The organism is Actinopolyspora sp. BKK2 (genome assembly GCF_011291845.1).
Lineage (GTDB): Bacteria > Actinomycetota > Actinomycetes > Mycobacteriales > Pseudonocardiaceae > Actinopolyspora > Actinopolyspora saharensis.
Window position 1 is genome coordinate 26930 of sequence record NZ_JAANTE010000014.1, and the last position, 11978, is coordinate 38907.

An 11978-nucleotide genomic window follows, 5' to 3' on the forward strand; every position below is an offset into this window, starting at 1 on the left:
ACGCGGACGGCATCCTGACACGGGCACAGCACAGTGGATGCCATGACGAAGGTCCAACCGAGTACGGCTGCTCAACCGAAGGCGGGCAAGCCGTATCAACCCGCGCTGGACGGGCTGCGCGGCATCGCGATACTGGGTGTGCTGCTGTTTCACACCGACCACCTGCCCGGTGGTTTCCTCGGTGTGGACCTGTTCTTCGCGTTGTCCGGGTATCTCATCACCGAGTTGCTGCTGCGGGAAGTCGAGACAACGGGAACGGTGTCGCTGGTCGCCTTCTGGGGCAGGCGGATCCGCAGGCTGCTGCCCGCGCTCGCGACGGTGCTCGTCGGTGTCACCGTGCTGGTATGGCTGGTGGCAACACCCGGCACGGTGCGCACGACGCTCGCGGACGCCCCGTGGGTGCAGCTGAACCTGATGAACTGGCACCTGCTGGCGGAATCGGCCAGCTACTGGGACAGCTTCGGGCAGGAGCGGGTGTTCGAACACCTGTGGAGCATCGCGGTCGAGGAGCAGTTCTACCTCGTGTGGCCGGCGCTGCTGTTGCTCGTCACTCGGGGAGTCCTGCGGGTGGATCGCCGGGTCGCCGTGGTCGCTGCCGCGTGTTCGGTCATCTCCCTGGTGTTGATGATCGTGCTGGTCAGCCCGGTGGATCCGACGCGCGTCTACACCGGAACCGACACCAGGGCCTTCTCGCTGTTGCTCGGCGCCGTGGTCGCCACCCCGTGGGCGCGTGCCGTGCTGGCCCGCGCGGTCGGCCGTTGGGCGGGTGCCGCGCTGGTGGTGCTGGCGGTCGGAATCGGCGCCATATGGGCGCTTGCCGCCGGTAAGGAGTCGCTGTGGCTGTACAACGGCGGACTCTTCGCGCACTCCCTGGCCGCTGCCTTGCTGATCGGGCTGTGCGCGCGGACACCGCACGCGCTGCTCGCCAAGGTCCTCGCCTGGCAGCCGCTGCGATGGCTGGGGCTGATCTCCTACAGCCTGTACCTGTGGCACTGGCCCGTCATCGTGCTGCTGCCTCCGGAGCGGACCGGGCTCGACGGGTGGGCGCTGACCGCCGTGGTGTGCGCTGTCTCGATCGGCTTGGCCGCGCTCTCGAAGTACCTGATCGAGGACCCGATCCGATTCCGCGCCGAGTGGGCGAGGGGGCGCAAGGGGGTGGTCGCGTTCGTTGCGCTCATGGCCGGGATGGCGTTGCTGTGGCTGACACTGCCCACGCCCGATCCGTCCACGGTCGACGTCAGCAACCTGGACTGACGGGGCCCGGCGTGCCGCCGTCCGGCGGTGCGCCGGCCGCGACAGTCGTGGCGGCACGGACGAATGCTGCGACGGCGTGCGAGCGGGAGTCGCTGGGCCACGCCACGGACAGGGTGCTCGGTTCGAGATCCGTGACAGTTCTGTAGGCGATTCCCGTGCGCGGGTAGCGGTGTGCCAGCGAGGCGGGCGGGAACAGCACCATGTCGCCCAGTTCGACCAGACTGAAGATCTGGGTGAGGTCGAGGTGGTTGGTCCGGGTCCGGTCCTCCGGACCCGCCGACGGACCCTGTTCGGCCGGAGTGCCGTCGGGCAGTGCTCTGCCCGCCAAGTCGGCCAGGCCCAGGGAATCCCTGGCGGCCAGCGGGTCGTCCGCCGGTAATGCCACCAGGCGCGGTTCGGTCAGCAGCGGTTCTGCGTCCAGTCCCCGGTCGTCGAAGGGAGTCAGCAGCAGTGCGACGTCCGCACGGCCGTCGAGCAGCGCCGGTACCTGCTGCCCCAGCCCGCCCATCAGCAGCTCGACCGGCAGCGCCGCGTCGTCCCGTTCGTAGGTGGTGCGAATGCCGGGCAGCAGGCCCGCATCGCAGTCGGCCTTGAACGCGACCCGCAGCGTGGGCGTGTCCCCGCCCGCGTTCCGCGCTCGCCGAGCAGCCGCCGTGACCGCGTCGAGTGCGCTGCGTGCGTCCCGCAGGAATCCCTCCCCCGCTGGGGTCAACGTGACCTGTCGCGTGGTGCGTTCCAGCAGCCGCGCGCCCAGTTGGCGCTCCAGCTCGCGGATCGCCCGCGAGAGGGGCGGTTGTGCGATGCCGAGTCGGCCGGCGGCACGTCCGAAGTGCAGCTCCTCGGCGACGGCCACGAAGTACCGCAGCTGGCGCACATCCGGCTCGCCCATACCGACAGGGTATCAATATCGGCCGGATCGGTCCTTCACGCTGCCGAGCCCGCTGGGTTGACTGGGTGCTGCCGCTCGCGCTGCCAGGACAGCCCGCGAAGTCGGCTCGTCTCGCATGTACGACAACGACACCCAGCTGGAGAGTCTCTTGATCGTTATCACGGCACCCACCAGCCAGATCGGCCGCCAGGTCCTCGACGGGCTGCTCGCGGCGGACGAGAAGCTACGAGTGGTCGCACGCGACCCGTCACGACTACCGGACCGCGCACGGAACCGCGTCGAGATCGTGCAGGGTTCGCACGGTGATCCTGCGGTGGCCGACCGGGCGTTCGCGGGGGCCGACACCGTGTTCTGGCTGGCGCCCCCGAACCCGCGGGCGGACAGCGTCGAGGCGGCCTATCTCGACTTCACGCGGTCCGCGTGCGAGGCGTTCGCCCGCCACGGCGTTCAGCGGGTAGTCGGCATCTCCGCCCTCGGGCGCGGCACGCCGCAGGCCGAACACGCCGGGCTGGTCACCGCGTCGCTGGCCATGGACGACATGATCGCGAGCAGTGGCGTGCACTACCGCGCACTGACCATGCCGTCGTTCATGGACAACATCCTCAATCAGACCGACGTGTTGAACAGCGGTGTGCTCACCTCCCCGATGTCCGGAGAGCGCAGCGCTCCCGTCTGCGCCACGCGGGACATCGCCGGGGCGGCCGCCGCGCTGCTGGGCGACGACTCCTGGACCGGCAACGGCAGCGTTCCGGTTCTCGGGCCGGAGGACCTGTCGTTCCGTGACATGGCAGGGATCATCTCCGAGGTGCTGGCACGCCCGATCGACTTCCAACGGATCAGCGGGGAGGCACTCCGGGAAAACCTCAACGGGCACGGCATGTCCGAGGCAATGGCTCAGGGCATGATCGACATGATGCTGGCCAAGAACGACGGTCTGGACAACGCGGAACCGCGCACTCCGGAATCCACCACACCCACGAGTTTCCGCCAGTGGTGTGAGGAGGTACTGAAGCCCGCCGACACACGCTGAATGCGGCCAGGCATGCCGAAGCAGGAGTCACCCAGTCGTGGGCCGACTCCGCAGGTCGGTGCTGGATATCTTCCGACGATTCCGTCGGCTCCGCATGATTCCTGCTAGAAAACCATGGTGAAGCTGACGCGCGAATTCGGCATGTCGCGCACCGGGAGGTCAGTGCGCGACATGCCGAAAGCGGCACTCAGCAGCCAGTGGACGCGGCGGTCAGGCCCCGGTTTGGCAACCTTCGAACTTGGAATCGCCGGACCAGCCCGCGTTGGCCCAGGACTCGGGATTCGCGGCGGTGATCCCGCCGAACTGCTCGGCGAGCTCCCCCAGCAGCCAGTCGGTGAACTGAGCCGCTCCCTGCGGGCAGGTGTGGATGCCGTCGGACTTGCGGTAAAGTTCGCCGTCGCGCTTCTTCTGGAACTCTTCACCCCACACCTGTGCGCTGTCGAAGACCACGGCCTCGTCGTCCGAGCCCGCGGCCACCTCCTCGACCAATCGGGTGGTGCGCTCGAGCTCGTCCATGTGGTCCTCGTAGAAGTCATCGGGTTTGATCGGGGGCATCGTCACGATCGCGAGCTTCGCGCCGGAGTCCGCGACTGTCCTCAGTAGCTTTTCGTACGCCGCGCGCTGCTCCTTTTCGGTCCCCCAGTCGTACGTGGATACCTGGTAGGTCACCACGTCCGGGTTGTACGAGTCCAGTGCCTCGTTCAGGCGTTGAAATGTTGATTGCGTCAGTTTCTCGCGTCCCGACACGTTGCCGCCGCCCGCGGCGGCGATGGACTTGAACGGTAGTTCACTGGCCTCGGCGGCGGCGGTGAGCGGTTTCGCCAGCTGCGCTGCCACCGAGTCCCCGACCCACAACACCTTGGGCGCCTGCTCGGACGGGGACGTCCCGTCGGCAGCGGACGTGTCGGCTCGGTTGCTCTGCGCACACGCACCGACAGTCGCTAGCAACAGCGCACACGTCGCGGTCAGCAGCTTCGTAGCTTTGCTCATGCAGTCGACGTTCCCGAACCCATGTCCGAATGACATCCATGAAATGTCACCGTCGTGTCGCAGCCGGCAGCCGAGACGGCGACCGCTCGTGACACCAAGTGTCGAGGTCCGCAGCGGCAGCACGACGCGCTCGACTCGGTCCGGGTGCGGGTGTTCGCGGAAGCGATCAGCGGCACCAGCAAGGCCACCGACCGGACCGGCTTGCGTGACGCGTTGGATCACCTCCGCCCCGGCGACCTGCTCACCGTCCAAGAGGTCGACCGACTGGGAGGCAACCTCCTGGACGGGTTGCTGACGCCGTCCGAGCTGTTCCAGCGCGGCATCAGCGTCAAGGTGCTGGACGGCATCGCCGCCGGCGAGCACACCGAACGCTCCCCGACCTTGGAGCTAGCGCTCACGTTGGCCGAGGCTCGCCGTCGCGACATCTCCCGCAAAGCGAAGAACGGGCTGGACGGCGCGGCCAAGTGGCTGCTCGACGGGCGCGCTCCCGCAGCCGGGCGCCGACCGAGGTTCCGCCAAGCGACCGCCTACTCCGGCCGAGCCACCGACTCCTCCGCTTCCTCGTCATCCGCTTCGCCTTCCTCCTCCTCGGAGGAACCGGCCAGGGAACGCACGGCTGAGTTGAGCATCGCCATCACCGGAACGGCCAGCAGCGCCCCGATGATCCCCCCGGCTATGACGCCGACGCTGATCGCCAGCACCACCGCGAGCGGGTGCAGCCGCACCGCGCGCCCGATCAGCAGCGGCTGGAGCACGTTGCCCTCCAGCTGCTGCACCCCGAGCACCACGGCCAGCACCAGCAGCGCCGCGATGGGGCCGTTGGCCACCAGCGCGACGAGGATGGCGACGGCGCCGGAGGCCACCGCTCCGACGATGGGGATGAACGCGGCCAGGAAGACCAGTGCGGCCAGTGGAACGACCAGCGGGACCCCGATGATCGCGAGCCCGATGCCGATGCCGAGCGCGTCACCGACCGCGACCAGACCGGTGGCGCGGATGTAGCCGATCAGGGAATCGAAACCGCGCGAGCCGGCCAGATCGATCCGGGGGCGCACCGATTCCGGCAGCGGGTTTATCAGGAAGAGCCAGATCCTGCGCCCGTCGTGCAGGAAGAAGATCAGCGTGAACAGCATCAGCAGCAGCCCGGTCAGGAAGTTTCCCACCGTGGTCGCCGTGGCCAGCGCCCCGCTGGTCAGCTGCTGCTGGTTGTCCTCCAACCAGGTGCCCATCTGGTCGATGTACCTGTTGATCTGCTCCTGCCCCAGGTGCAGCGGGCCGCTGGACAGCCATTCCCGGATGGTGTTCAGGCTCGCGGTCAGCTGCTGCTGCAGGCGGGGCAGGCCGGCGATGAAGGCGTTGATGACGAAGGTCAGCACGCCGCCGACGGCCGCCAGCCCCCCGACGAGCACCACCGCCGTGGCCAACCCTCTGGGCACGCGCATTCGGGTGAGCAGCGACACCGCCGGAGCGAGCAGGGCGGACAGCAGGAGTGCGATCGCGACGGGGATCAGCACGACGGAAAGCTTGCCCACGATCCACCCGAGGGCGTACAGCATCCCGAAGATGATCAACATGCGCCAGCCGATGGCGGCGGTCAGGCGGATCGCGGGTGGGACCCGGGCGGCCTCGTCGGAATTCGTGACCTTGGTGGCACTCACACCGCAACCGTATCTGCGTTCCGGGGGCGGTTGGTACGACCAGTCGTGTTCGGACGTACTCGGGGCGCGTCCCCGCCCCGTCCGCGGGCCCGGGCGGGCGAGAGGACTCCGGAGTGAATGCTCGGAGTGCTGACCCACTCACACGATGTGAGTAACTCGGCGCGGAGTGGATGCGTTCCCCGGAGTCGTTTTGGAAGAGTGATCCTCGGTAATCCGCTTGGAACACCTCGCTTCCGTGAGGTTCCCACGGTCCGGAGAGAACAGTCCGGAGAAGAGCCGTGCGGAGCACGATCACGGGCCCGGGTGGCCGGACGGCAGCGTCCGGACTCGCTCGGCGGTGTTCCGGCGGGAACGCTCTCCGAAGGAGGCCGCGGAGTCCGATGTCCGTTGACGATCAGTCTTCGGCAGGTAACCGCCAACGGCGGTGGCTGTGCCGTGCGCTGATCGTGGTCGGTGGCACGGTGGCCGGCATATCGGCCGCCTGCTTGTTCGGATCCGCCCAGGCCGCCGCTTCCGGAACGGACTCCGTGGAGGACCGCGGAGCGCTCATTCGACTCGACAGCTCCTCCGTCGCGGAGGAGGAGAACCCCGAAGACGGCCGGCGGACCGATCGTGCCGACGGTCCGTTGCGGAACCTCGCGCGCACGCTGACCGGAAAGGACGGTGGGCAGGACCGTTCCGCCACGCGGGAGTCCTCCGCCCCGGACGGTCGGCAACCTGGTCCCGAGGCCGGCACGGACTCCACCGGCGCTTCCGGCGGGCAGCACCGGCACAGCAGTGACTCGAAGCGGGAGACCTCCCTGGATCCGGTGCTCGAACCCGTTTCCGAAGGAGTGGAGACGGTGCGGAGCGGAGCCGAGCCGGTGCTGCGGCCCGTCGGCCACGTCACCGGCACGGTGCTGTCCGGCGCGACCGGCGAGGAATCGGTGACCGGAGCCGTGGAGTCGGGTCTCGGCAGGGTGAACGACTCGCTGGGGGCGGGTGCGCCGGACAACGTGCCGTCCGCGGACGAGCAAACCCCCGAAGATCGCCCGCACGACGACTCCGAGCGGGCTCCGAGCCCGAACCCGAGCCTGAGCCCGAACCCGAGCCTGAACACCACTGCGGACCCCCGTCCCGACGCCCCCGAGCTCTCCGAGCGGGAACCGAACCTCGCGAAACGTTCGTTCACCGCCACGGCTGAGGACCGCGGTGCCGCCGACGCCGACGAGCGCGGTGGACAGGACCACAACTCCCCCCACCCCGGTGAGCTGCCCCCGTTCCCGTCCGGCGGTTGCGGCTGCGGCCCCGACGCGAGCACGCCGGGCGGCGGCAATTCCCCCGGATTCGGGCTGACCGGGCGGACGCCGGCCCTGCCGACCGACACGCAGGAATTCGACTCGCCGAGGATCGCGGGAGTCAACGCTCCCGTGGAGTCCGACGGCCCCCAACCGGGAACCACCCCCGACTGAACCCCTTCCGGCCGCCGAGGCGACGCGTCCACACGCGGTTCGTCCCCGGACGGGACATCCCGAGCCTTCCGGAGCGACGCACGCGTACGCCCGCGGCACGACCGAAGCCCGGAAAAGTCCGACAGCGGCTCGAGCACCGCGAGTGCTCCCCCAGTTGTTCACGCGATTTCAGCAGCAGACTTGCGTATCAGGACTCATTCCTGACGCGGGAGAAAAGTCCGAAGGAGAGTTTCATGCAGACTTGGGCCAGGCGAGGCGTGCAGGCAGCACTGGTCACCGGCGGAATGCTCGCGGCCGGTACCGGTGTCGCGTCGGCCTCGGGGGAGTGCCCCGATCGTCCGACCTCCCCGTTCGACGAGCCACTGACCCCGGCCGAGGCCTCGGGTGACGGCACCCCCAGCCGAAGTGGACTGTGCTTCGCGGGCGAGTTGTTCCCCGATCAGGAAGAAACGCGGATCCTGCCCGCGCTGGGGAGCGAGCGGGAGTTCGACACCAGAATGTCCGAGGCGGACACCCTGGTCGGCACCATCGCCCCGATCACCGACGAGCCCGTCGAGGCCGACAGCGAGCGGACGCTGCGGATCCCGCACATCACGGAGGAGCGGGCTGCCGACCCCGCGGCCGCGACCGAGCGGCAGTGGATCCCGCCCCAGGACCTTCCGCAGCCGCACCGCCCGCACGAGGCTCCCGCCCCGGGGCCGGCCCCCGCGGCAGCGGACTCCCCCGAGGCGACGTCCGCGCCCCACCTCACCCGCGGGCACGTGTCCACGGGCAAGCAGCCCAGGGAGAGGTCCCGCGGCAGGCACGCGGCGCACTCAAGAGAGCCGAAACCGGCCGAGGGGTTCCACCGCTCGCTGAGCTGGTCGGGTCCCCTCGGAAGCGTCTCCGAGGGCGCGCCCTCCGGCGAGGTGGAGAACGTCGACGGCGCCGAGCAGCGCGGTTCCGCCCTGGTGGTTCCGAGCACCGACCCCGCGAAGTCCCCCGGGCTCGCGGAGAACTCGGGAGGGCTCCTGTCGCTGTGGCGGCAGGCCAACTCGGAGGGGATGCTGGCCACAAGCGCGGTCGACCTGACCAGCGTGGGCTTCGAAACCGGCCCGGACCTGCGCACCGTTCCGGACGAGGTCTTCCGCGCGGCGCTGTCCTCCCGGAGCGACCGGCGGGCCGGTGCGGCCGGGGATTCCGCACCGCTCGAACTGCCCGGCGAGGTGCACCAGCGGGTGGAGGAGGTCCCGGCCGAGGTCGACCCGGAGCTGCTGTTCTCCGAACTCCCCGAGCAGTCCGCTGCCGAACCCGCCGGGGTCCCGGATACCGGGAACACCTTGCCCGGATTCGACGAGCTCAACACCCTGGGAGGAAATTCTGCGGCGGGCGAGCTCTCCAGGGTCGCCAGGGCCCTGAACGTCGAGGCTCCCGCCGACGAGCTGAGCGAGAACGACGCGGGGGAGGAAGTCCGGTTCTCCACCGCTCCCGAGCTCTCCCCGGCGACGGCGCTGCCGGTCGACGAGCTGGCCGCTGCCATGCCGGAGCGCAAACTGGTGGCCTCCAACCCGTTCCGGGAGACCACGACCACGCGGAACTCGGACGAGGACGCGCAGCGGGGTGCGAACGGGGGCATGGCACTTCCCGTGCTGGGGAAGGCGCTGAGCTTCCGAGCCGCCGAGGGCGTGACCATGCCGCTGCCCGCGCTCGATGCCAACGGCACGCCGAAGTTCGGCGCGCCGGACACCGCGGCGGTGCCGCGGGGTGCCTACGTCCGGGCCTGACCACACCGGACGTACGCACCCGCCCCGCGCGGCGGTGACCGTTTCGGCGATTGTCGGTCACCGCTTGCCGCGGGGTGCAGGCCCGGGGAGCAGTTCGCTGCTCCCCGGGCCTTTTTCGTGGCCAGTCCGGTGTGGTTCGTGCGACCGGTGCGAGTTGCTCGGTGGGATGAGCGGTTGGCACCGGTCGATCGGTCGGAGGCCCCGGCAACTTCGGGACGCGGTGGGCACGCCGCGCACGAACCGTCCCCACCGCGTGCCCCCGCTGGTGGTTGCGGTGCGCCGGGCCGGAGCGCTCAGCGACTCAGCCGGGCGAGAGCCGGCTACGAGTTCCGGGCGCTGGCCTGCTCGGTTGAGTCCAGCGGGGATGAATCCAGCGGAGGCGTGTCCGAGAGCCCGCCGGACTTCCGATCCACGAAACCGCGCCAAGCGTGGTACACGAGGAAGCCGAGCCCGAGGTAGACGTAGGAGTTGCCGATCAGGTGTTCGAAGAAGCCCCAGGTGAGCTCCTTGCCCTCGCCCTGCGGCACCGACCAGTGCGGGCCGATCACGTACAGTTCCGCGGCCAGCGCCGTGGCGATCAGCAGCGGCCAGTCCCGCCGCGCGTAGCCCTTGCCGAACAGCAGCACCAGTCCCGGAACGATCCAGACCCAGTGGTGCGACCACGAGATCGGCGAGATCAGCAGGCCGAACACGGCGTTGAGCACGAGCGCCGTGGGAAGGTCCCGCTTCCCCGTCCTGGGGGACAGCGCGGCCAGCATCCCGAAGACGGTCAACGCCGCTGCGAGCAGGATCAGCACGGCCAGCGCACCGGTCTGCCACGGCTCGGGGACGGCGAGCTTGGCAAGCAGGGAACGCAGCGATACGTTGCCCGCGTAGATGGACGCGTCGCCCTCGAACTGGGGGCCGAAGGAAACGTCTCTGCTGCTGAGGACCTCGTGGAGCCAGAACCTGCGCGCATCGTCGAAGGCGAGCAGGAACCCCAGCGCGACCGTTCCGAGAAAGCTCACCAGCGCGGTGACGATCGTGCGGACGTCCCGGCGCAGCAGCGGCAGCAGCAGGAAGACCGCGGGGGTCAGCTTGAGACCCGCGGCGATTCCGATCAGCAGGCCGCGCGGGTAGGGCAGTTTGCGCCGCCCGTCGATGCGCCACAGCGAGTCGATCGCCACCAGCGCCATCAGCACCAGGTTGATCTGCGCGTAGGTCAGTGTCTCGCGGACGGGCTCGAGGATCGTGGCCAGCGGCAGCACCGCCGCGGTGAGCAGCATGGTCCGCTCACGGCGGCGTGCGCTGAACGGCGCCGCCCGCAGCACCACGTAGAGCGTGCTCAGCAGCGCCAGGTGGCTGACGAGCATGATCGCGGTGACGGCCTTCGCCTTGGACACCAGCGCCAGCGGGGTGAACACGATCGCGGCGAACGGCGGGTAGATGAACGGCAGGCTCAGCCCCGACTGCGTGGGGGGAAGGTCCTGGTAGATGGGCATCCCGTCGAGCCAGGCCCGCGCCCCGAGCTGGTACACCTCCCCGTCTATGTGCGCGTGCGGGTTGATCGCCGAGACCATGACCAGGGCGAAGAACTCGCACAGCAGGATCACCGGGATGATCCTGCGGTGTTCGTGGATCAGTCTTGCAAGGGGTCCCCTGCCGGGGGGAGCCTCCGTAGGCCGCACTCTTCCACCGCCCGTAGATTCCGCTCGGGTGCCGACTGCTGTCGAGAACGACACCAGATTAGGAGGTCAGCTCCCCCGGCCAGAGTTCCCCACCGTGTTCACGCACTTGTTGTGGAACCGTTGTCCTGTGGGGCAAAATCGATCATTAGGAGTGCTCTTCCCGGCGTTTTGTTGACGCTACGTAAATAGCACAACGAAAAAACACCATGACGTGTGGTAGTTGGACTCTTGAATTTGGTCCCGCCACCAGGGGAGGCTCAAATTCACTGCTCCATCTGGTGGGGAGGGTAGCTCCGAATGAGTGTTGTCTATGCCACTAGCGCATCCCAGCTCACCGGAGTGTGGGATGAACTCATCATGGGACTGACCGCCGGATTCATGCTCACCGACGAGCGGGGTCAGGTGCTGGCCACCAACGACGCCGCCGCGGACCTGCTGCGGCTGGATCGCACCGAGCTGCTTACCGGGTCACGTCCCGATGGTTGGGCCATGCGGGACAGCGCGGGCGCGCACCTGCCGGACTGGTCGGATCTGACCAGCCAGGTGCTGCGTACCGGCACTCGCATGTCCACTCCGGTGGTCGTTACCGAGCACGACGTGCCGAGCGGGCACGTCTGGATGGATTACCAGCCCGTCCGGATGCACTCGCAACAACGCGTGCTGATGTTCCTGCAACCGGTGGACACCGACGTCTCGCACTCGCGGGGGATGGTGGATCCGCTGACCGGTCTTCCCGGGCGTGTGCTGCTGCTCGACCGGCTGGACCAGGCACTGGCCAGGGCGCGTTGTCGCGGGACGCTGGCGACGCTGGTGCTGGCCGACATCCGCAGGCTCGAGCAGTTCAACGTGGAGCACGGCTTCGCCCAGGGCGACGAGCTGTTGACCGTGCTGGCGGGGCGGCTGCGGCAGAGCCTCAGCGACGAGCACACCGTCGCGCGCTACGGGGGCGACGAGTTCGCCCTGGTGGTGGAACACCCCAGCGGGACGGGATCCGAGATCGCCGAGCGGGCCCGCGGTGCCGTGGCCCGGCCGATGCGGTTGGAGAACAAGCAGATCCGGCCGAGCGTTCGGGTCTCCTGGGTGACCAGCGACGGCAACGCCTCGGTCCATTCGGTGATCAGTCGTGCCGAGCAGCAGTTGGAGAGCTGACCGATGCTTTCCGGTCGGGTTGTCGGTCGGCCCGGTCCCTCTTCGGCGCCGCCCGCGCCGAAACACACCGCCCCGGCGGGCCGGCCGCCCACGACCGGGGAGAACGTCAACGCCGCGCAGCGGGGCC

General features: G+C 69.1%; 9 protein-coding genes and 1 pseudogene. 6 read left to right on the plus strand and 4 right to left on the minus strand.

The features are described from left to right. The first annotated feature begins 42 nt into the window (after positions 1-42). Positions 43-1254, plus strand: a complete 1212-nt coding sequence (locus G9Q41_RS20805; protein WP_165633085.1) for an acyltransferase — start codon at positions 43-45, stop codon at positions 1252-1254. Here G9Q41_RS20805 and G9Q41_RS20810 read toward each other — a convergent pair. Next, positions 1238-2143: a LysR family transcriptional regulator gene (locus G9Q41_RS20810; RefSeq protein WP_165633086.1), complete on the minus strand. Its 906-nt coding sequence runs from the start codon at positions 2141-2143 to the stop codon at positions 1238-1240. The genes G9Q41_RS20805 and G9Q41_RS20810 overlap by 17 nt on opposite strands. Positions 2144-2291: 148 nt before the next feature. On the opposite strand from G9Q41_RS20810, the gene G9Q41_RS20815 reads away from it, so the two are divergent. Then, positions 2292-3173 carry an NAD(P)H-binding protein gene (locus G9Q41_RS20815; RefSeq protein WP_165633141.1) on the plus strand — a complete coding sequence of 294 codons (882 nt, stop codon included), beginning with the start codon at positions 2292-2294 and terminating at the stop codon, positions 3171-3173. Positions 3174-3383: 210 nt separating this feature from the next. Here the strand turns inward: G9Q41_RS20815 and G9Q41_RS20820 are convergent, their stop codons facing one another. Beyond that, entirely contained in the window at positions 3384-4199 is an 816-nt protein-coding gene (locus G9Q41_RS20820) for an SGNH/GDSL hydrolase family protein (RefSeq protein ID WP_165633142.1), read from the minus strand. A gap of 114 nt (positions 4200-4313) precedes the next feature. Here G9Q41_RS20820 and G9Q41_RS20825 point away from each other — a divergent pair. After that, positions 4314-4568, plus strand: a pseudogene (locus G9Q41_RS20825) (recombinase family protein); the annotation flags it as partial. Between the two features lie 122 nt (positions 4569-4690). Here G9Q41_RS20825 and G9Q41_RS20830 read toward each other — a convergent pair. Continuing rightward, a complete protein-coding gene (locus tag G9Q41_RS20830) occupies positions 4691-5821 on the minus strand; it encodes an AI-2E family transporter (RefSeq protein ID WP_092525172.1) in 1131 nt (376 codons plus the stop codon). 380 nt (positions 5822-6201) lie between these two features. On the opposite strand from G9Q41_RS20830, the gene G9Q41_RS20835 reads away from it, so the two are divergent. Both G9Q41_RS20835 and G9Q41_RS20840 read left to right on the plus strand, forming a co-directional pair. Continuing rightward, on the plus strand, positions 6202-7272 hold the full coding sequence (locus tag G9Q41_RS20835) for a hypothetical protein (protein WP_092525175.1): 1071 nt from the start codon (positions 6202-6204) through the stop codon (positions 7270-7272). A gap of 233 nt (positions 7273-7505) precedes the next feature. Beyond that, positions 7506-9035 (plus strand): hypothetical protein, encoded by a 1530-nt coding sequence (locus G9Q41_RS20840; RefSeq protein ID WP_165633087.1) that lies wholly within the window; start codon positions 7506-7508, stop codon positions 9033-9035. A gap of 320 nt (positions 9036-9355) precedes the next feature. On the opposite strand, the gene G9Q41_RS20845 is transcribed toward G9Q41_RS20840, so the two are convergent. Then, positions 9356-10627 carry a glycosyltransferase 87 family protein gene (locus tag G9Q41_RS20845; protein WP_092525181.1) on the minus strand — a complete coding sequence of 424 codons (1272 nt, stop codon included), beginning with the start codon at positions 10625-10627 and terminating at the stop codon, positions 9356-9358. 372 nt (positions 10628-10999) lie between these two features. Between G9Q41_RS20845 and G9Q41_RS20850 the strand changes: the two genes are divergently transcribed. Then, complete coding sequence (locus G9Q41_RS20850) at positions 11000-11851, plus strand: GGDEF domain-containing protein (protein ID WP_092525183.1); 852 nt, start codon at positions 11000-11002, stop codon at positions 11849-11851. Positions 11852-11978 lie beyond the last annotated feature (127 nt).